This is a genomic window from Aneurinibacillus sp. XH2 (assembly GCF_001439585.2).
GTDB lineage: Bacteria > Bacillota > Bacilli > Aneurinibacillales > Aneurinibacillaceae > Aneurinibacillus > Aneurinibacillus thermoaerophilus.
On the sequence record NZ_CP014140.1, the window covers coordinates 2429511 to 2450011 of the forward strand.

Annotated in this window: 18 protein-coding genes; 3 read left to right on the plus strand and 15 right to left on the minus strand. The window is 47.7% G+C overall.

The features are described 5' to 3' along the window. Positions 1–6 precede the first annotated feature (6 nt). The 11 genes from miaB to recA all read right to left on the minus strand — a co-directional run bounded on the left by miaB (position 7) and on the right by recA (position 12474). Positions 7–1527, minus strand: coding sequence for a tRNA (N6-isopentenyl adenosine(37)-C2)-methylthiotransferase MiaB (miaB, locus tag ACH33_RS11950; protein ID WP_082706036.1), 1521 nt, complete (start codon positions 1525–1527; stop codon positions 7–9). A 258-nt stretch (positions 1528–1785) separates the two neighbouring features. Continuing rightward, positions 1786–2241 carry a chemotaxis protein CheX gene (locus tag ACH33_RS11955; RefSeq protein ID WP_057899226.1) on the minus strand — a complete coding sequence of 152 codons (456 nt, stop codon included), beginning with the start codon at positions 2239–2241 and terminating at the stop codon, positions 1786–1788. 681 nt (positions 2242–2922) lie between these two features. After that, on the minus strand, positions 2923–3507 hold the full coding sequence (locus tag ACH33_RS11965; protein ID WP_236781878.1) for a tRNA 5-(aminomethyl)-2-thiouridylate-methyltransferase MnmM: 585 nt from the start codon (positions 3505–3507) through the stop codon (positions 2923–2925). Continuing rightward, complete coding sequence (locus tag ACH33_RS11970; RefSeq protein WP_057899228.1) at positions 3504–4244, minus strand: MBL fold metallo-hydrolase; 741 nt, start codon at positions 4242–4244, stop codon at positions 3504–3506. Before ACH33_RS11970 ends, ACH33_RS11965 begins: the two co-directional genes overlap by 4 nt. Before the next feature lie 146 nt (positions 4245–4390). After that, entirely contained in the window at positions 4391–5257 is an 867-nt protein-coding gene (locus ACH33_RS11975) for a 2-oxoacid:ferredoxin oxidoreductase subunit beta (protein WP_057899229.1), read from the minus strand. A 1-nt stretch (position 5258) separates the two neighbouring features. Continuing rightward, on the minus strand, positions 5259–6995 hold the full coding sequence (locus ACH33_RS11980) for a 2-oxoacid:acceptor oxidoreductase subunit alpha (RefSeq protein ID WP_057899230.1): 1737 nt from the start codon (positions 6993–6995) through the stop codon (positions 5259–5261). Positions 6996–7442: 447 nt separating this feature from the next. After that, positions 7443–7703: a stage V sporulation protein S gene (locus ACH33_RS11985; RefSeq protein WP_057899231.1), complete on the minus strand. Its 261-nt coding sequence runs from the start codon at positions 7701–7703 to the stop codon at positions 7443–7445. Between the two features lie 117 nt (positions 7704–7820). Further along, entirely contained in the window at positions 7821–8618 is a 798-nt protein-coding gene (locus tag ACH33_RS11990) for a TIGR00282 family metallophosphoesterase (RefSeq protein ID WP_057899232.1), read from the minus strand. Positions 8619–8687: 69 nt separating this feature from the next. Next, the gene (gene rny, locus ACH33_RS11995) at positions 8688–10229 is read right to left on the minus strand and encodes a ribonuclease Y (protein WP_057899233.1); all 1542 of its coding nucleotides are present in this window, start codon (positions 10227–10229) and stop codon (positions 8688–8690) included. Positions 10230–10451: 222 nt separating this feature from the next. Further along, positions 10452–11117 (minus strand): RecX family transcriptional regulator, encoded by a 666-nt coding sequence (locus tag ACH33_RS12000; RefSeq protein ID WP_082706038.1) that lies wholly within the window; start codon positions 11115–11117, stop codon positions 10452–10454. Positions 11118–11418: 301 nt separating this feature from the next. Further along, entirely contained in the window at positions 11419–12474 is a 1056-nt protein-coding gene (gene recA, locus ACH33_RS12005; RefSeq protein WP_057899235.1) for a recombinase RecA, read from the minus strand. Positions 12475–12783: 309 nt separating this feature from the next. On the opposite strand from recA, the gene ACH33_RS12010 reads away from it, so the two are divergent. From ACH33_RS12010 to bioA, 3 genes are read left to right on the plus strand one after another with little or no spacing between them, the layout of a single operon-like run. Further along, positions 12784–13371 (plus strand): biotin transporter BioY, encoded by a 588-nt coding sequence (locus ACH33_RS12010; protein ID WP_057899236.1) that lies wholly within the window; start codon positions 12784–12786, stop codon positions 13369–13371. Beyond that, positions 13368–14132 carry a dethiobiotin synthase gene (gene bioD / locus ACH33_RS12015; RefSeq protein ID WP_057899237.1) on the plus strand — a complete coding sequence of 255 codons (765 nt, stop codon included), beginning with the start codon at positions 13368–13370 and terminating at the stop codon, positions 14130–14132. Before ACH33_RS12010 ends, bioD begins: the two co-directional genes overlap by 4 nt. A gap of 41 nt (positions 14133–14173) precedes the next feature. Beyond that, positions 14174–15532 carry an adenosylmethionine--8-amino-7-oxononanoate transaminase gene (bioA, locus tag ACH33_RS12020; protein ID WP_057900362.1) on the plus strand — a complete coding sequence of 453 codons (1359 nt, stop codon included), beginning with the start codon at positions 14174–14176 and terminating at the stop codon, positions 15530–15532. A gap of 117 nt (positions 15533–15649) precedes the next feature. Here the strand turns inward: bioA and ACH33_RS12025 are convergent, their stop codons facing one another. The 4 genes from ACH33_RS12025 to rimO are packed head-to-tail and all read right to left on the minus strand — an operon-like array spanning position 15650 to position 20445. Then, positions 15650–17230, minus strand: a complete 1581-nt coding sequence (locus ACH33_RS12025; protein ID WP_057899238.1) for a DEAD/DEAH box helicase — start codon at positions 17228–17230, stop codon at positions 15650–15652. Positions 17231–17233: 3 nt separating this feature from the next. Beyond that, complete coding sequence (locus tag ACH33_RS12030; RefSeq protein ID WP_057899239.1) at positions 17234–18475, minus strand: competence/damage-inducible protein A; 1242 nt, start codon at positions 18473–18475, stop codon at positions 17234–17236. 50 nt (positions 18476–18525) lie between these two features. Then, positions 18526–19104: a CDP-diacylglycerol--glycerol-3-phosphate 3-phosphatidyltransferase gene (pgsA, locus tag ACH33_RS12035; RefSeq protein WP_057899240.1), complete on the minus strand. Its 579-nt coding sequence runs from the start codon at positions 19102–19104 to the stop codon at positions 18526–18528. After that, complete coding sequence (gene rimO, locus ACH33_RS12040; protein ID WP_057899241.1) at positions 19105–20445, minus strand: 30S ribosomal protein S12 methylthiotransferase RimO; 1341 nt, start codon at positions 20443–20445, stop codon at positions 19105–19107. Positions 20446–20501: the final 56 nt, after the last annotated feature.

Genomic DNA, 20501 nt, shown 5'->3' on the forward strand with positions numbered 1-20501 from the left:
AGCACGCTACACCTCTACTTTGGTGACGACCTCACCGTATAATGTCCAAGTTTGTGGCTCTGTTATTTTAACATGAATCAACTGTCCGATACAGTCTTCAGTTCCTTTAAAATGGACAATTTTGTTTGTACGCGTGCGGCCAGTCATCATATCTGGATTGTTTTTGCTTGGGCCTTCTACCAATACTTCTACAACTTTGCCGCGGAGCGCTTCATTTTTCTCCCGTCCGATGCGCTGTACCAGATTAATCAAGCGTTGCAAACGCTCTTTCTTTTCTTCTTCGCTTACGTTGTCTTCCATGCCTGCGGCTGGTGTGCCATGACGCGGCGAATAAATAAACGTGTAGGCGGAATCAAATCCAACTTCTTCCACGAGCGACAGCGTATCCTCAAACTGCTCTTCTGTTTCGCCCGGGAAGCCGACGATAATGTCCGTCGTCAGCACAACGTCCGGAATCGCTTCTTTGATTTTGCGCACAAGTTCGAGGTATTGTTCACGCGTATATTTACGTGCCATCTTTTTTAGAATTTCATTATTGCCGGATTGCACGGGCAGGTGAATATGTTCTACAAGATTGCCGCGCTTGGCAAGCACTTCGATCAGGTGGTCATCAAAGTCACGTGGATGGCTTGTCGTAAAACGAATACGCGGCACGTCGATTTTGCGCACTTCATCCATCAAGTCGCCAAAACCAAACTCAATATCCATAAAATCCTTGCCGTAGGCGTTTACGTTTTGACCAAGGAGATAGATTTCCTTGTAGCCCTGGCGCGCCAGATCCCGTACTTCCGCAATCACGTCTTCCGGACGGCGGCTGCGCTCTTTTCCGCGCGTATACGGCACGATACAGTACGTACAGAACTTATCACAGCCATACATGATATTTACCCATGCGCGTAAGCCTTCTTTGCGGACTTTCGGCAAATTCTCTACAACGTCGCCCTCTTTGGACCACACTTCAACGACCATTTCCTTGTTAAAGAATGCGTCACGCAAAAGCACCGGCAGGCGGTGAATATTGTGCGTACCAAAAATAAGATCGACATGCTGGAAGTTTTTCAGGATGCGGTTCACAACCGCTTCCTCCTGTGACATACAGCCGCACACGCCAAGAATAAGCTCAGGCTTTTCCTTCTTCAATGGCTTCAGACGGCCCAGCTCACCAAATACTTTATCTTCCGCATTTTCGCGAACTGCACAAGTATTGTACAGGATAATGTCCGCTTCCTTCTCATCTTCCGTCGGTGTAAAGCTCATTGCCTGAAGCAGGCCGATAATTGTCTCTGTGTCATGTTCGTTGGCCTGGCATCCGTACGTGCGAATGAGAAACATGCGGCCTTTCCCCAGATCTTTTAGGTCATCTGGAATGCCTTCGAATTGATTGTAGGCGATTCCGTTTTTCGTCCGTTTTTTCGCTTCTTTCAAACTCGGCGGCGTACCGATGAAATATTTGCTGTAATCCTTCTCCTTCTTGGTGGATTTTAAGTCCACGGAAGAAGATGCATTGTTTTTTACTTCTTGTGTCATAATAACCTCCGTAAAAAATAATGATTTAATATTGATACGACTAGAATTATACATAACTAACAGCATAAAAACAAAGGAAAAGTCAAGTAATTAATTATAAAATAAAAATCCTTTACATACAAAGGAAGGTTTAGCCAACATGGTTTTTATAACGACCATAACGCCTCCTGGCCCGTAAATGACGAAACCCATTTGCCATAAAAAACAGGCGGGTGAGCGAAAAGTAGGTCCTCCGCTTATCCGCCTGTTCCCTTTTTCCTATCCTTGTGCGCTTATGTGTACCATGATTTCGCTTCCTTCGACACAGAATGGAATGCTGATAAACTTATGCACAGAACGGAATTTGCTTTCCCCTTCGTTGATAATCGGCGGCGTAATATTAACGCTGTAACCGTTATTCGCCAATTCTGTACAACATGCCGCACCTACCCAGTTCCCAAATTCAGAAAACGCGCTCCATCCCATTTCGTCGATTTCATTTATTTCTATACCACCAAACATCCGTCCAATGATGGAACAAACCATTTTTTGCGTCATTCCAAGGATCAAATCCACTTTCAACGATCCAGTCATTCCGACGATGACAGATATCTGGCCAGAAAAGATCGGATTCACCTGCAAAGAAGGTTTGCCAGGTACAACTTGCATTCCCAAATGATTTTCCAGCACGCTTCGCGTCCCACAAAGAATCGCGTTCACTTGATCTGCTTGCATGCTTCTCCATCCCCCATATATCTCATGTAATGTGTACAAAATGTGTAGCCGTTCTTCCCATTTACGAAACATACTTTTTGTAAATACAAAAGAAAGAACAATCCATCTCCCGCCTATAGAAAAAGGGGGCTTCTCGCTACTTATGTTAAAAAGCCTTTCATCACATCATGCGTATCAATGAAACGCCATCCACAATTAAAATCAGCTTATTTATTCTGCTTTTTTTTACATAGCGAGATAATTCTTTACTAGGCAATTATACCCATTTGTAAAATAACTTTCAACAAAAAAGATGAGGAAGTTCCTAGAAAAAAATACAAATCATACTTTTTTACCTATAAAATTCGCAAATAAGCGTTGAAAATATTAACATCTATGTCCCTCTTTATGACGGATATACTACAATTACGCCCCGAAAAAACCTGGAGGTGACCAAAATGCCGAATCATCATGACATTTTTCGCAACAAACGGGACTTTGCACGAGCTGAATTCGCAACGGAACTGTATAAGCCGCCCGGAAAACCACGCGCTCGAGAAGCTCACACACAGCAACATCAACCCACACCGCATAACGCCGGCTTCAAAAATGTCAAAGTCCCCTTCCAACGAAAAGCTGGTCTGCCAGGGAACCGGGCATAAAATAAATGAGGGATACGCGTTTGCGTACCCCTCTTTGCACTCATTTTTTTTCAATGGCTAAAATATATGGTGGCTGATTCTCCGGGTTTATGTATTCATATTTGAGAACAAGAAATTCTCGCGCTGGCAATTTGCGTACATACGCTTCCAAGACGGCTGCTTCCTCTTCTCCGCCCGCGTGACCGCGATATACAACCAACAGTACGATGCCGCCGGATACAAGGCGGGACAACGCCGCCTGAACAGCCTGTAACGTTGAATCAGCGCGCGTAATGATCGTTTTATTAGAACCAGGGAGATACCCTAGGTTGAAAATGACGGCTTGTAACGGAGCGGCAAGCGCTGAGATCTCGGTGTGGGAAGCATGATGCAGAACAACGCAGTCGCTCATGCCCGCTTTCTCCAAGCGCGCGGCAGTCGCTTGAATGGCGGCTTCCTGAATATCGTAGGCGTGTACCATGCCTGTCTCTCCAACTAGCCCGGCTAAAAACAGCGTGTCATGCCCGTTGCCGGCCGTTGCATCGACAACCGTATCCCCCGCCTTTACACGCTCAGCCAAAAGACGGTGCGCCATCTCCGTAATACGCGGCAAGCGCGCGCGGTTATGCGCCTCCATCGTGTTCATATCTCAATCACCTGCCCGATTTCGGCAAGCTGCCAGCAGCCGGAATACCTTCCTGCCGCCGCGTCGTCCTCATACTTCTTCCGTGGGATGTCAGGCGACAAATGCGTAAGTAGCAATTGTTTGGCCCGAATGCGCTCCGCCATCTGTGCTGCTTCCCGGGCAGAAAGATGGGCACGCTTTCCCCGTGGCACATATTCCGTTGTAAACGTACTTTCGCAAATAAACAAATCGCAATCCACCGCAAAGATGTCCCAATTTGTGCCTGGCCCGGTGTCAGCCCCGTATACAATCGTCTTCCTCCCATCCGTTATTTTCATCGCATAACACATGATCGGATGATCGGTGCGTAAAAACGAAATCTCAACGCCGGCCAGATGCAGCACACTATTCTCCATTACCGTGTGTAGAACTGTATACTGGTGATATGTCATCTTATGCGCCCAATCCTGCGGCTCGGCCGGACCGTATACCGGAAACGTACCATTTCGCTTGCCAAAAATGGAGGCCATCATAACGCCGTACTGCAAAATCGGCATATCGCAAATATGATCATGATGATAATGAGAAAGCACAACCGCAGACAATTCCTCTATCCGAATATGCTTCATCAATTGCGCGTACACACCGCTTCCGCAATCAATTAATAGCTTTCCTGCCGCTGTTTCCAGCAGATACCCAGGGGTCGCTCCGCCCGGACCTGGGGCCGGTGACTCAAAGCCTAATACCGTAAGCCTCATTCTTTGCCCATCCTTTCGTTTTTCTCCTGCACACTTATGATAACAAAAGCAGACAACGCATTGCCAATTCCATGTTTTTTTGTGCAACAGAGATAAAAAAAAGCACCGAGCGCCATACGGCAGTCGGTGCTTGATTTCGCTTATGATTACATAAACTCGCTGACAAGCTTTTGGAATTTCGCTTCGTCGATTTTGAGTTCCTGTTTCGCAAGACCTTCTTCGCGGAAGCCAGGTACCAGCGCTTCATACGATTCACGTTCCGTGTTTTGGTAAATCAGACCATTTACCAGACCGTCTGTTTCCATAAGCACACGCATTGCGGCAATGCGGTCATGCGGATCGTAACCTTCGATATCGCTCAGGTTTTTCACATGCTCTTTGAACCAATCGTACGTGTTGATTTTGTTGAATGTTACGCATGGGCTAAATACGTTGATCAGCGCAAAGCCTTTATGCTTAATACCTTGTTCGATTAAGCTGGTCATACCTTTCAGATCGCTGGACATTGTTTGTGCCACGAATGTCGCGCCGGATGCAAGCGCCAGTTCCAGCGGCTTCATTGCAGGCTCGATAGAGCCTTTTGGCGTGGATTTCGTCACAAATCCTTCAGCCGAACGAGGAGAGGTTTGACCTTTCGTCAGGCCATAGATTTGGTTATCCATTACGATATACGTAATGTCCATATTACGGCGGATCGCATGAATCGTATGGCTCATTCCGATCGCAAAACCATCGCCGTCACCACCGGCAGCGATAACCGTCAATTCGCGGTTGGCCATTTTCAGTCCCTGCGCGATCGGAAGCGCACGCCCGTGAATACCGTGCACGCCGTATGCATTGATATAACCGGAAATACGTCCGGAACATCCGATACCGGAAATAACTGCAAGATTCTCAGGTTCGAGCCCTACGTTGGCCGCAGCACGTTGAATCGCCGCCTGTACGGAGAAATCTCCGCATCCCGGACACCAGTTAGGTTTAACGCTATTGCGGAAATCTTTAAATGTTGCCATCTTACAACAGCTCCTTGCATTTATTGTAGATTTCGCCAGGCAGGAACGGATTGCCGTCATACTTCAGAATGCTGTTAATCTTCTCGGCCATTCCCACATGCAGTTTGAGCTGGTCAGCTAATTGACCGGTTGCGTTGTGCTCGATAACAATTACTTTCTTCGCTTTCTCCACCAATTTCTTCATCTCAGCCACTGGGAACGGATGGATAAGACGAACATGGGCATAATTAATTTTTACGCCTTCAGCCGCGAGGCGTTCTTTCGCTTCCATAACGGCACCGCGCGTACCGCCCATCGCCACCAGCAACACATCAGCTTCTTCGTGCTGTACGTCTTTGTATACTGGCGTATCTACTTTCAGGTTTTTCAGCTTACGGAGACGCTTATCCATTTGCTTCATACGAAGTACCGGATCTTCCGTTGGACGTCCTGTGTCGGTATGCTCAACGCCCGTTACGTGGTGAATACCGTTTTTCTGTCCCGGAATTACGCGCGGCGAAATGCCGTCTTCCGTTACCTCATAGCGCTTAAAAAGTTCGCCTTCCTGCTCTGGAATGTCTTGTCCGCCGAGAAACTTACCGCGGCGAATTTCCACACGATTCAAATCAAGCGGCTCAACTGTTTGCTTACCAAGAGATAGTTGCAAATCGGAAAGCACGATGACCGGCACCTGATATTCTTCAGCAATATTGAATGCTTCCACTGTATCATAGAACGCTTCTTCCGCCGTGCTCGGCGCAATTACAACTTTCGGAATTTCGCCGTGTGTGTTATAAATCATCGCGTTTACATCGGACTGTTCTTGCTTGGTCGGCATACCTGTGGACGGGCCACCACGTTGCGTATTCACGATAACAAGCGGTGTTTCCGTAATACCGGCCAGACCAATCGCTTCCGCCATCAGGGAAAGACCAGGACCGGCGGAGGCTGTCATCGCACGTACACCGCCGTAGTTGGCGCCAATCGCCATTGTTACAGCAGCGATCTCGTCTTCGGTTTGAATAACCGTACCACCGAATTCAGGCAGCTTCTTAACCAAGTATTCCATAATTTCTGATGCTGGAGTAATCGGATAGGCCGGCATAAAACGACAGCCTGCCACAAGTGCGCCAAGCGCAATGGCGTCGTTACCGATCATGAACATGCGCTTTTTGCCGTCAGCAGCTTCTAGGCGCAGATCTTCAATCGGACCGCCCGCTTCTTTATCTACAAACTCGGCACCACGCTTAATGGCTTCCATGTTTTTCTCTACAACTTTTTGACCTTTTTTGCCGAACAGTTCATCCACCACTTCAGTGAACGATTCTACCGGCAGACCTAACAGGGCGCTGGAAGCTCCGATGGCTACCATGTTTTTCATTAGAGACGTTCCGAGTTCTTCGGCAATCTCAGTGAAAGGTACAGAGAATAGACGAACATCCATTCCTTCAGGCGCTTTCGGGTTAAACTTGGAATCGCCAATAATCACGCCGCCTTTGCGAAGCTCAGGGCTGTTAACGTCGATCGTTTCCTGGTCGAACGCAACCAAAATATCGAGCTTGTCAGAAATTCCTCCTAGAGGCTTTGTGCTTACGCGAATTTTATTATTGGTGTGACCACCTTTGATGCGGGAAGAGAAATGGCGGTACCCATACAAGTAATACCCGAGACGATTGAGCGCAATCGCAAAAATCTCGCCCGTACTGTCAATCCCTTCACCTTGTTGTCCTCCAACTTTCCAAGAAAGTTGACTAATCATGAACTCCACCCCTTCAAGACGATAAATCGATCTTTTCAGCTGAAAAGTGTATCATTTTTTAAACAGATACACTAAGTGTTGAGCCCTTTTCCACTGGTCAGGTCATTACTGTATGTATCTATTTAAAAAATATGAACAAATTGTGTACTTCAAACTTTTATCATTGTAGTCCTCTCTCATGTAAATTTCAACCCTTCCTTAAAGATTTATTCTAACAAAATTAACTTTCCCTTTCCCTAATATGAAAAAACATAAAAAAAAATCAAATAAAAAAACGAAATTCTGTCTTTTTCTCCGCTTAACACCCTTTTCGGCAATGCTAAAACACGATCCTCTCCTTCGGAAATATTTTAAAGCAACATATCCTTTCCTATACGACGAAAAAAAGCCTGCTTATTCTAATGAATAAACAGGCACAGCTAATAGAAGACCGGTGTGGTTATTCAACTATCTAGGTTCGACGATTAATTTAATCGCGGTTCGTTCTTCGCCTTCTATCATAATATCGGTGAAGGCGGGGATGCAGATTAAGTCAACACCACTCGGTGCTACAAACCCTCTTGCGATCGCTACGGCTTTAATTGCTTGGTTAAGTGCACCCGCTCCGATGGCTTGAAGCTCAGCTGCGCCGCGTTCGCGCAGAACACCGGCCAGGGCACCAGCGACAGAATTAGGGTTGGACTTTGCTGAAACTTTTAATACCTCCATCTCAAGTACCTCCTTAGATAGATTGATAATTACCACAATTACTCTATTCGGCGAAGGTACAAATCATTCCTGTTCCTTACTATTTTGGGAGAAAAAAATACGAAAATTCAAAACCAACTACTCCATGAACGGGTGAGCTTCGTCAATCATAATCCGCTGAATAGAGATCGCACGACCGGTGTTTTTTTCCATATCAATAATTACCCCGTTTAATTGCGCTTTAACCATGGCCACTTCAAATCGTACGGGCAAACCAGTCAAAAATTTCTTCAGCACCGCTTCGCGCTCCATTCCCAAAATACTATCGCGCGGACCAACCATCCCGACATCGGTCAAATACGCCGTACCCCCAGGAAGAATTCTTTCATCCGCGGTCTGTACATGCGTATGGGTTCCAACCACAGCGCTTACTTTACCATTCAGAAACCAGCCCATCGCTTGTTTCTCCGACGTCGCCTCTGCGTGGAAATCGACGAAAATATATGGTGTGCGTTTCCGCACCTGTTCCACGATTTGTTCGGCTGTGCGGAACGGGCAATCGGACGGAGGCAAAAACGTACGCCCCTGCAAATTAATTACCGCAAGTTCTCCTCCCGCCGCGCCTTTCAAGAATGTGACGCCGCGTCCGGGCGCGCCAGGCGCATAGTTTGCCGGTCGCACAATGCGCGGTTCATCATCAATAAACTCGAACACTTCCTTGTTGTCAAATGAATGGTTGCCAAGCGTAATGACGCCGGCCCCCCACTCGTAAAACTCGTTTGCAATTTTCGGTGTAATGCCTCGCCCTGATGCCGCGTTTTCTCCATTTACTATCGTAAAATGCGGATTGTATTTATTTTTCAAGCGCGGCAACATTTCCTGAAGCATCTTGCGGCCAGGAGCCCCCACCACATCACCGATAAACAACAATCTCATGTAGTCTCTCCTTTCATGGGCCGATGCAAACAAAAGCTTCTGCCGATCGCTCGGAGAAGCTTTTGTCTCTTATTTTGCATATTCAACTGCCCGGGTTTCCCGAATAACCGTAACTTTAATGTGTCCCGGGTAGTCGAGCTCGCTTTCAATTTTCTTAGTAATGTTGCGCGCCAACCGATGCGCTTCCAAATCATCGATTTGCTCCGGCTTCACCATAATGCGGACTTCGCGTCCTGCCTGAATCGCATACGATTTTTCCACGCCTTCAAACGACTCGGAAATTTCTTCAAGTTTCTCTAGACGACGAATATACGTCTCAAGTGTTTCGCGGCGCGCCCCTGGACGAGCGGCGGACAAAGCGTCTGCCGCGGCCACCAGCATCGCAATAACCGATGTTGGTTCGCAATCCCCATGGTGTGAGGCAATTCCGTTAATAACAACAGGATGTTCTTTATACTTTTTCGCTAATTCGACCCCAATTTCAACATGTGAACCTTCGACTTCATGATCGATCGCCTTGCCGATATCATGCAGAAGACCGGCTCGCTTCGCCAGCGTCTGGTCTTCGCCTAGTTCCGCAGCCATCAAGCCGCACAAATGGGCAACTTCAATGGAATGTTTCAGCACGTTCTGTCCATAACTTGTACGGTACTTCAAACGGCCCAGAATTTTGATAAGGTCAGGATGAAGCCCGTGAATCCCCGTCTCAAACGTCGCTTGCTCGCCGTACTCACGGATACGTTCATCCACTTCACGGCGCGCTTTCTCCACCATTTCTTCAATGCGCGCAGGATGGATGCGTCCATCTGCCACAAGCTTCTCCAGTGCGGTTCGCGCAATTTCACGACGAACGGGATCAAAACCCGATAAGATAACAGCTTCCGGAGTATCATCAATAATCAAGTCGATACCCGTAAGCGTCTCCAAAGCGCGTATATTTCGTCCCTCTCGACCGATAATGCGGCCTTTCATTTCATCGTTTGGTAGCGAGACAACCGAAACGGTCGTTTCAGCCACATGATCCGCAGCACAACGCTGAATTGCGGTGGTGATAATTTCGCGCGCTTTCTTGTCCGCTTCTTCCCGCGCCTGCTGTTCAATGTCTTTAGCCATCATGGCCGCTTCATGACGCACTTCCTGTTCTACCTGCTGCAGGATAATTTCGCGCGCTTCTTCGCGTGTCAGATTGGACACACGTTCCAGTTCTATTACCTGAGCTTGCAGATACTCTTCCGCTTTGGCGTGCATTTCATTAACCGCCTGCTCACGGCGCTCAATCTCCGCTTCTTTCCGTTCATAAAGCTCCATTTTCCGGTCAAGCGATTCCTCTTTTTGCAACACGCGCTTCTCAAGGCGCTGGATCTCGTTCCGTCTTTCACGTAAGTCTTTCTCGGCATCCGTTCGCAGTTTGTGAACTTCGTCCTTCGCTTCAAGCACTTTTTCCTTTTTCAGTGCTTCCGCTTCTTTTTCGGCTTGGTCTACAATTTGGCGGGCGGCTTCTTCCGCGCTTGAAATCTTCGCCTCCGCCAACGATTTACGAACAAAATAACCAATTCCCGCTCCGACCACCAGAGATGCAAGTGCAATGAGAATTGCAGGTACTAAGTTCATCTTTCTGTCACCTCCTTGCATCTGAGGTCTTTTGTCTTGTTACAATTGTAGCAAGTACCGATTTAGTTAAAAAACGAGATCGCTTCCCAATCTCTCCGCTGTAAAACATATGTGTATATTCCAAATCGAGGCTAGCGAAAAAATAGAGGACCACGATAAAGAAGAATATACAAATTTATTTTGCCATCATACCGCAAGAATGTCAAGAATGAGCAATTGATGTTATCTTTCTCTCTCTAGCCGCTCATTCTTCAGCTTTTCAAGCGTTTTTGCGATAATGTCGAGCGGAAACCCCTTACGCTGAAGAAAAGGACCAATTTTATTCCGCATTTCCGTATACGATGCAAAATGCTGGCGAGCATATTTTTTCCGCGCGACTTCCAGACAAGCAGACTCCTCCACGTCCTGTTCCATATTATGAAAAGCTTCCTCTATCAGACGCGCGTCGACACCACGCCTTTGCAGTTCTTGCCGAAGCAGATGACGTCCCCGAGGCTTAAGCCGCATTCGCTCTTCAACCCACTGTTGGGCGTACCGCGCATCATCCAAATACTTCATTTGAATAAAGCCCTGTACTACTTCCTCAACCACTTCACGTGGAAAGCCTCCCGCTAGCAAATGCTGCCGGACTTCTTCCGTCGTGCGTGGCCTGTGGCTGATATATCGTAAACCATACTGCTCGGCCCTGTTCTTTTCTTCGGCCTCCAACACATCTCTCATCTCCGCCTCGTCCAGCTCACACCCTTTATTTAGCCGGTACTTGATCAGAACGTCTTCATGGATAGCAAATGCATATTCTCCATTCAAATACACATTGATCCGGTGCCGGTTCTTTTTTTGGCGTTCCAGCCGTGTAATAACGGCCACCTTCCGTACCTCTTCATTCATCGTATTCGCGCAGGAGATCCCTACCTCTATAGGTGGGGAAGGAATAGGCTTCGGACAAGAACAAGTTCCTGCCTGTTCCGTTGTCCGATATTCCCCCCTGCCCCTCCTTTCTGTGATAGAATCAAGCTAAGAGAAAACCAGTGGGTAGCAACTTGCTACTAAAGGCACTCTTTTATTCTTTAACGACCGAAACAAAGCAGCATATGCTTTCCCATACCATGAGAAAAAAAAGAAAGTTTAAAAGCTTTACACAAATAAAGCAATTAAACTTTCTTTCGTTTTAAATAGAGACATGCGTCACCTATTCGAAATCCAGTACAAACTCTTCGTCCTTGTTGTCTTCTTCCGCAGTTGGCAAGGATACGCTCTGGTTCAATTCAAAATGATCGCGAATTTTCATCTCAATAGCGTGCGCAATATCCGGATTGTCCTTAAGGAATTGTTTAGCGTTCTCCCGGCCTTGACCGAGTCGTTCATCATTGTAGGAGTACCAAGCCCCGCTCTTGCTGACAATATCCAGCTCAGTTCCAATATCAAGCAAACTTCCTTCGCGAGAAATTCCCTCGCCATACATAATATCCACTTCGCACGTTTTGAACGGCGGCGCCACTTTATTTTTCACGACTTTAATTTTCGTGCGGTTCCCTACCATGTCGTTCCCCTGTTTCAGTGTTTCAACACGGCGGACATCAAGCCGCACGCTCGAATAGAATTTTAGAGCGCGTCCGCCCGGTGTTGTCTCCGGGTTACCAAACATAACGCCCACTTTCTCACGGAGCTGATTGATAAAAATAGCAATCGTTTTCGATTTATTAATTGCGCCAGCTAATTTGCGCAATGCCTGAGACATCAGGCGAGCCTGCAAACCGACATGTGAATCTCCCATCTCGCCTTCGATTTCCGCTTTCGGAACAAGCGCGGCGACAGAGTCTACGACAATGATGTCGATTGCACCGGAGCGCACGAGCGCTTCCGCAATCTCCAGCGCCTGCTCTCCCGTATCCGGCTGAGACAGAAGCAATTCGTCGATATTTACGCCCAACTTGCGCGCATATACCGGATCAAGTGCGTGCTCCGCATCAATGAAGGCGGCGGTGCCGCCCGTTTTCTGCACTTCAGCGATGGCGTGTAGTGCAACCGTCGTCTTACCGGAAGACTCCGGACCGTATATCTCAATAATGCGACCGCGTGGGTATCCACCGATACCGAGCGCAATATCAAGCGCAATTGAACCGCTTGATACAGTGGCAACTTGCTGTGTCGCAGCCATTTCTCCTAATTTCATTACCGAACCTTTGCCAAATTGTTTTTCAATTTGGCGCAGGGCCATATCTAAAGCAGCTTTGCGATCGGACAAAGCCATCGCTCCCTTCGTTCATATTTATATCAATTCTACTGATAAGCATCCTATCAACGTAATTTATTTTACCTCTTTTTTAGATGTTTGCCAAGCATTTTTTACGAACACTCATTCGCTTCACAAGTTTATTTTGAATTTATTTCCATATATTTGTTAACTAAAAAATTAAAAAGGTTGACAATTGATAGGAATTGCTTTTACTCTGACAATAACACGGTTCTTCGTCCATTTCCTTTGATGTTTCGACATACATACCGTGGTGAAACATTTTTCTAAAAAATGATTACATGAAGGAGGAATGCAACTATGAAACAAAAAACAGGTCTTCCAACAACAGGCCTCATCCTCGCTGCCATGTTCGCGGCGCTTACCGCCATCGGTGCATTCATCAAAATTCCCGTGCCGGTCGTCCCGTTTACGTTGCAAATTCTGTTTGTCTACTTTGCCGGCTCACTGCTTGGTAGCCGTCTCGGGCTGATCAGCCAACTCGTATATCTGGCCGTTGGATTGGCCGGAGCACCCGTATTTACCGAAGGCGGCGGACTCGGATATGTGCTGAAGCCTACGTTCGGTTACCTTGTTGGATTTGCTATTGCCGCCTATACAATTGGGCATTTTGTCGAAAAAAAAACGAACCCGAATCTGCGTGATTTCATCCTTGCCCATTTCGCCGGGCTATTCATCGTATACATGATGGGGACAGCCTATCTCTACATTGCCATGAACATAATTGCAGGCAAAACGTTCACGCTCTGGCAAACGTTTCTCTACGGATTCCTGCTGGCAGTGCCTGGCGATCTTTTACTCTGTATCATAGCCTCCATTATTGCTGTCAAAGTATATAAACAAATCGCTCCGCTAAAAGGACGTTTTACTTGGACGGTGAAAGCATGAAACAGGGGCTTTCGTTTTTCGTCACCGGAACAGATACGGGAGTTGGCAAAACAATGGTTACAGGCTGCCTGACAGCTTTTTTATCCATGTGCGGATACGACGCGGTGCCTTACAAGCCAATCCAAAGCGGAGGCGTGCAGGGCGATGGAGGACTTGTTGCGGAAGATGTGACGTTTTACCGTTCGCTTCATTCTCTCCCGTATGAACAGAATACGCTCTGTACGTACTGTATGGAGCCCGCCGTCTCGCCCCATCTTGCGGCCCGCCAAACCGGAACACGCATTAATCCGGGGCACATCGCTCAGCAATTGTCTACCTTAAGGAAAAAGCATGATGTTGTACTGGTGGAAGGCGCAGGCGGGCTTGCAGTACCCATTATGGAAGAGAAGCAAGAGGTGTACATGACCGCGGATTTGATTCGCGACCTCCGGCTACCCCTGCTGATTGTGACGCATCCGGGTCTTGGTACTATTAACCATACGATATTAACCGTTGAGTATGCCCGGGCCTGCCGCATCCCGATCCTCGGCTTGCTTGTAAACCGTATGCCGGACAATCCAAGCGAAATGATGCAAGATAATGTGCGAATCATAAGCAGCCTCACGAACCTGCCCGTGCTCGGTATGCTGCCTGACATAACGGACTTTAAGCCTGAGCGGATACGTGAACGACTTCCTGAAATCGGGCGCAGCTTGCGTCTTACGTTGCTGCTTGAACGTCTGAGACGGGCAGAAATAATAGTATCGCAATCATCACAATAGGAGGGATAATTGTGCAGAAAAAAGAAGTTCAAAGCCTTGAGATGTGGGACAAAGAGTATGTGTGGCATCCATTTACCCAGATGAAAACGTACCGCCGGGAAAAGCCGCTCATTATCGAACGCGGCGAAGGAAGCTACTTGTACGATGTAGAAGGAAACAAATATTTGGACGGTTACTCTTCGCTCTGGGTGAACGTGCACGGCCACAACCACCCAGAACTGAACGAGGCATTGATTCAGCAGGCGGGAAAAATAGCGCATTCAACGCTGCTCGGAGCAGCAAACGTCCCCTCCATTCTGCTGGCAAAAAAGTTAGTAGAAATTACCCCGAAAGGACTAACAAAAGTTTTCTACTCTGATTCAGGGTCTACCTCAGTAGAAATCGCGCTGAAAATGGCCTACCAATACTGGCAGCTGAAAGATCCGATTCGGTATGCCGGAAAAAAGAACAAGTTCATATCCCTGCGCGAAGCATATCATGGAGATACGATCGGCTCGGTTAGCGTCGGAGGCATGGAAACATTTCACCATATCTTTAAGCCGCTGCTATTCGAACGTCTGGAAGCCCCGGCACCGTATACGTACCGCCTTACGGAAAACAACGACGCGGAAGCGTGTAAAATGTTGTGCCTGAAAGCTTTGGACACGATGTTAAGAGAACATCATGAGGAAATTGCCGGGCTCATTATCGAGCCGCTTGTACAGGGAGCCGCCGGCATGATTACCGCTCCAGACGGGTTTTTACGCGGCGTGCGCGAACTTTGCACCCGCTATAACGTACTTATGATCGCCGACGAAGTGGCGGTCGGTTTCGGTCGTACAGGCACTCTATTCGCCTGCGAGCAAGAAAATGTAGAGCCGGACTTTCTCTGCGTAGCCAAAGGATTGACAGCCGGCTACTTACCTCTGGCGGCCACGCTCGTGCGGGAAGAAATTTACGAAGCGTTTCTGGGCGAACCGGAAGAGTTGCGCACGTTTTTCCACGGACATACGTATACCGGAAATCAGCTTGCCTGTGCGGTCGCGCTTAAAAACATTGAACTTATCGAGCGCGAAAAGCTTATCGATTCCCTTGTGGCAAAAATCGAGTGTCTTGCGCAGAATTTAGAAAAATTCCACACTCTTCCACACGTCGGCGACGTGCGGCAACGCGGCATGATGGTCGGGATCGAACTTGTACAAGATAAAGATAGCAAAAAAACATTCCCCATGCATATGCAAGTAGAGCATAACGTTATTCTGCACGCACGGCAAAACGGCGCCATCATCCGCCCGCTAGGCCCGGTAATCGTGCTAATGCCGATTCTTTCGATGAGCTTGGAAGAATTAGAACAGCTGACTGATATTACGTACGAAGCGATTAAAACAGTGACAGCGCAGGCATACGCTTCCTGCCGATAAGCGGTCAATGATTCACTGAAAAAAGCTCGCGAGCGTTGCTGTTCTTCATCCAATAAAACAGCCCTCCTGTCTGACAAGTATGCCAAGCGGGAGGGCTTGCGCTTTTTCAGCTTTGTTTTATCGCTTGGTGCGCGGTTTGGCGGGTTCAATATTCACCCGTTTTCCTTTGATGCGGGAATGACGCAACGCTTCATACACGAACGGTGCGATATCTTGCGCTACTTCAATAAACGTGAAGTTATCAAAAATATCAATCCGACCAATTGCCTTACTTGGGACACCAACCAGCTCGGAAATCTCTTTCACCAAATCCGGAGGACGGAGATCAAGGCTACGGCCGACGTTCATAAAGAAGCGAACCATTCCCTTGGAAGCACCCGTTTCGCCAAAGTCGTACATCTCTTCTTCCACCGAAGAAACGGACGGTGCAAATGCAAGCGAAAGGGCGGCCGCTGTCACTTTTTCCAGCGTGTATTCTTCTTTCAGCTGCTCGACCATTTCCATAAACGGCGCCAAATCGCTATCGCTTTCTAACAGGGAAATCAACTGTTCTTTCCAAATGCTTTGCTGGCGTTCCATCACTTCCTCAAATGAAGGTACATTACGGGACTCCAATGTCGTTTTCGCGATTTTTTCAATCGTACGCAACTGCTTCATCTCGCGCGGGGTTACCAGTGTCATCGCGATGCCTTTCCGACCGGCGCGGCCGGTACGACCAATACGATGTACATAGCTTTCCGGATCCTGCGGAATATCATAGTTCACGACATGGGACACATTTCCCACATCAATACCACGCGCTGCAACATCAGTCGCCACAAGCAGCTCAATTGTAGAGTCGCGGAATGCCTGCATAACTTTGTCGCGCTGGGCCTGACTTAAATCACCATGCAAACCGCTTGCCAGATATCCACGCTCTTGAAGCGCTTCCGTAAGTTCATCCACACCGCGCTTCGTACGGCAAAATACAATGCCGAGTTCAATTTCTTCACTGTCTAGAATACGACACAAACTTTCAAGCTTGCTGCGTTCAAATACTTTGTAATACACTTGTTCAATCGTCGGAGCGGTCACTTCTTTGCGGCTGATGGATACCGTCTTCGGGTTGCTCATGTATTTATGAGCAAGCCGCAGGATTTCCTGTGGCATAGTCGCCGAAAAAAGGAGCGTCTGGCGATCAGATGGCGTTTCTTTAATAATTGCCTCAATATCATCCTGGAAGCCCATATCGAGCATCTCATCCGCCTCGTCCAACACCAGCATGCTGATCTGATCCAAACGTAACGTTTTACGACGCAAATGATCCAACACTCGTCCCGGCGTGCCAATGACGACCTGTACCCCCTGCTTCAGCGCACGAATCTGGTGTCCAATGGACTGTCCACCATAAATAGGAAGCGTACGTATCCGCTTATATTTAGCGATTTTGCGCAGTTCTCCGGACACCTGAATCGCCAACTCTCGCGTCGGTGTGAGGACAATCGCCTGCACAGCGTTACGGTTTGTTACTTTCTCAATTAGCGGCAAACCGAACGCGGCGGTTTTCCCCGTTCCGGTCTGTGCCTGTCCAATTAAATCGTATCCTTCAAGAATTTTCGGAATACACTGTTCTTGAATTGGCGACGGTTCTTCGAAGCCCATATCGTAAATGGCTTGCTGAATCGTCCTGTGTAAAGCGAAGTCTGAAAAATTTGCCATATATTAAAAACCACCTTTTTTTATTCGTTCAAGCATTGTAAATATTGCATGTTTTGCCGCACGAAGCTGGATTGCGGCACGCTGACCGGATAGGCGAAGTTCCCTGACATTCGTATGTTTTCCATCGCTTGCGCCAATATAGACGAGACCTATAGACTTCTCCGACGCGTGTGGGCCAGCTTCTCCTGTAATCGCAATTCCATATGTACTTCCGATTCTAAGACGCACTTGCTCCGCCATAATACGCGCTGCGTCGCCACTCACCGCTCCCGTGGTCTGAAGCACATCCCGCGGCACGCCTAGTTGCTTTTCCTTTACTTCATTTGTATAGCAAATGATAGAACCTTTCAGCGCGGCCGAACTGCCCGGAATAGAAGTGAGTAAATGACTCGCCAAACCTCCTGTCACACTCTCCGCAAATGCCACCGTTTCACCACGTACGCTTAACTCACGCACCAGCACCGAAGCGAGCGAATCATCGTCATATCCATAAATAAATTGTCCGACGCGCGCTTCGATTTGTTCTTCAACGGAACGGATCATCGTCTCTGCTTCCACCACACTTTTGGCTTTAGCGGTCAAGCGAATCGTGACTTCCCCTTCAGCCGCAAGCGGCGCAATCGTCGGATTCGTTTGAGAATCAATTAAATCTATCAACTCTTCTTCAAGGGCCGACTCACCAATACCGAAAAAACGAAGCACTTTGGAGTGCACCACGTTTTTGCCACCCATCAGTGACAAAAGGTAGGGGATTCCATACGTGTTAAACATCGGATGCAATTCACGCGGAGGCCCTGGTAGCATCATGAGATGTTTACCTTTATGTTCAATAACCATCCCCGGTGCCATGCCATGGTCGTTCGGCAATACATGGCTTCCTTCCACCACAAGCGCCTGCTTACGGTTGTTCTCCGTCATCGTCATGCCGCGCTGTTTAAAGTAAGCGATAATGCGCGCAAGCGCCTGTTCGTCATGCACCAATGGCTTCCCGACAGCTCTGGCAACTGTCTCTTTTGTCAGGTCATCTTTGGTAGGCCCTAATCCTCCAGAAAAAATAAGCAAATCCGAACGGTTGAGCGCTTCTTGAATCTGTACGTACAGCCGATCAGCATTGTCGCCGACGACAGTATGGTAATAGACACCGATTCCAATTTCCGCTAACTTTTGCGAGAGGAACTGGGCGTTTGTATTGGCGATTTGCCCAAGCAATAACTCCGTTCCGACCGCAATAATTTCTGCTCTCATATGTAAAACGCCTCCCAAATAAATCAACCGCCGAAAATGGCGGGTGAACGTTACGCGAGCGGAATCACTTTTTTATTTTTTACAAAGTATTCCACACCGGAAACAATTGTCATAATCACGGCCGCCCAAACCATAATTGTGGCAAACGGAAAATGCCATGTTTCAAACGGGAAATTCTGCAAAATAAGCGCGGCTACGGCGATAATCTGAAATACCGTCTTCCATTTGCCAAGCCTGCTTGCAGCAATAACCAATCCTTCTGCCGCGGCTACCAGACGCAGTCCCGTTACAGCAAATTCACGACTAATAATGACCACGGCTATCCAAGCGTCCAGCCGCTGCATTTCCACAAGCGAAATGAGAGCCGCGGAAATCAAAAGCTTGTCAGCGAGCGGATCAAGAAATTTTCCCAAGTTGGTTACCATTTTGCGGGAGCGGGCAATGTAGCCGTCAAGCCCATCCGTCGCGGCGGCAACAATAAAAATAAGCGCGGCGATCATTTCACTGTATGTAATCTGCACGCCTCCAACTTTAACCGATCCGAAATCATCAAACCGCACGAGCAAAAAAATCATAACTACTGGCACAAGAAAAATTCGTGCCAGCGTAATCCGGTTGGCCAGGTTCAACTAGATAACCTCCCCCGCAAGATCAAAGTCGTACGAATGGGTGATACGCACCGGAACGATTTGTCCCAGTTCGCCTTTATAGCCGGTGACAAACACTTCGCCGTCAATTTCGCTCGCATCATACTGTGAACGGCCAATGTATACATCATTCTTGCCATCATATGCTTCAATCAGCACAGAAATCACTTTACCGACAAAACGTCCGTTGCGTTCGCTGGCCACCTCCCGTTGAACTTCCATCAATTCGTTGGCTCGACGTTCGATAATATCCGCCGGGATCTGTTCCGGCAATCTTGCGGCCGCCGTTCCTTCCTCCTGTGAATACGTAAAGACGCCCAAACGGTCAAACTGAATCTCCCGTAAAAACGCTTTAAGATTCTCAAACTCTTCTTCCGTTTCTCCCGGAAAACCGACAATGATGGACGTACGAAGCGCCACATCCGGCACAGCTGACCGGATTTTGGCGATAAGCTCACGCACATCACGCTGGCGTCCTGGGCGCAACATGCGTTTCAACACCCGGTCTTCGCTATGCTGTAGTGGCATGTCGATATATTTACATACTTTCGGATTGGTCGCGAATTCTTGGATCAATTCATCGGTAAAATATCCTGGATATGCATAGTGAAGGCGAATCCATTCGATCCCTTCGACTTCCGATACTTTGCGCAACAACTTATGCAACACACGTTCACCATAAATGTCAAACCCATAATTTGTGGAATCCTGAGCAATCAGATTAACCTCTTTCACACCTTGAGCAGCAAGTTCTTTTGCTTCGTCCACGATGGATTCAATGGTGCGGCTCCGGAACGCGCCCCGAAGTTGCGGAATAATACAGAATGTACACTTGTTATCACAACCTTCCGCAATTTTAATATACGCGGAATATGTTCCTTTCTCAACTCTGCGACGTGTTGCATTCTCATAGGAAAAAACCGGATTTCCAACAAAAACTGGTTTTTTGCCCTCCAGCGATTCCTCGATAATCCGGGTGATTTTATCAAAATCGCCGGTTCCGACAATCCCATCAATTTCTGGCATTTCCTGCATTAATACTTCTTTATAGCGCTGCGTAAGACAGCCGGCTACAATTAAAGATTTCAAGTTCCCGTGTTCTTTCAGATCGGCAACTTCGAGAATCGTATTAATCGACTCTTCTTTCGCCGCATCAATAAAGCCGCACGTATTTACAATCACGACATCGGCTTTCTGCGGATCGTCCACAAGAAGGTAGCCTCGCTCATCAATCAACTGTGACATAATGTCGGAGTCAACAAGGTTCTTCTCGCATCCGAGCGTGATGATCGCTACTTTCTCTGTTGTTGCTGTTTTATCCACTCTATTTCCTCCGTCCAGTAGACACAAGCGTCCATTTTTCCATTTATCAGTATAAT

Bases quoted from the DNA above. Each gene is read 5' to 3' on its own strand.
- miaB (WP_082706036.1), bottom strand. From the start codon at position 1,527: ATGACACAAGAAGTAAAAAACAATGCATCTTCTTCCGTGGACTTAAAA.
- ACH33_RS11955 (WP_057899226.1), bottom strand. From the start codon at position 2,241: ATGCAAGCAGATCAAGTGAACGCGATTCTTTGTGGGACGCGAAGCGTG.
- ACH33_RS11965 (WP_236781878.1), bottom strand. From the start codon at position 3,507: ATGAACACGATGGAGGCGCATAACCGCGCGCGCTTGCCGCGTATTACG.
- ACH33_RS11970 (WP_057899228.1), bottom strand. From the start codon at position 4,244: ATGAGGCTTACGGTATTAGGCTTTGAGTCACCGGCCCCAGGTCCGGGC.
- ACH33_RS11975 (WP_057899229.1), bottom strand. From the start codon at position 5,257: ATGGCAACATTTAAAGATTTCCGCAATAGCGTTAAACCTAACTGGTGT.
- ACH33_RS11980 (WP_057899230.1), bottom strand. From the start codon at position 6,995: ATGATTAGTCAACTTTCTTGGAAAGTTGGAGGACAACAAGGTGAAGGG.
- ACH33_RS11985 (WP_057899231.1), bottom strand. From the start codon at position 7,703: ATGGAGGTATTAAAAGTTTCAGCAAAGTCCAACCCTAATTCTGTCGCT.
- ACH33_RS11990 (WP_057899232.1), bottom strand. From the start codon at position 8,618: ATGAGATTGTTGTTTATCGGTGATGTGGTGGGGGCTCCTGGCCGCAAG.
- rny (WP_057899233.1), bottom strand. From the start codon at position 10,229: ATGAACTTAGTACCTGCAATTCTCATTGCACTTGCATCTCTGGTGGTC.
- ACH33_RS12000 (WP_082706038.1), bottom strand. From the start codon at position 11,117: ATGAATGAAGAGGTACGGAAGGTGGCCGTTATTACACGGCTGGAACGC.
- ACH33_RS12010 (WP_057899236.1), top strand. From the start codon at position 12,784: ATGAAACAAAAAACAGGTCTTCCAACAACAGGCCTCATCCTCGCTGCC.
- bioD (WP_057899237.1), top strand. From the start codon at position 13,368: ATGAAACAGGGGCTTTCGTTTTTCGTCACCGGAACAGATACGGGAGTT.
- bioA (WP_057900362.1), top strand. From the start codon at position 14,174: ATGTGGGACAAAGAGTATGTGTGGCATCCATTTACCCAGATGAAAACG.
- ACH33_RS12025 (WP_057899238.1), bottom strand. From the start codon at position 17,230: ATGGCAAATTTTTCAGACTTCGCTTTACACAGGACGATTCAGCAAGCC.
- ACH33_RS12030 (WP_057899239.1), bottom strand. From the start codon at position 18,475: ATGAGAGCAGAAATTATTGCGGTCGGAACGGAGTTATTGCTTGGGCAA.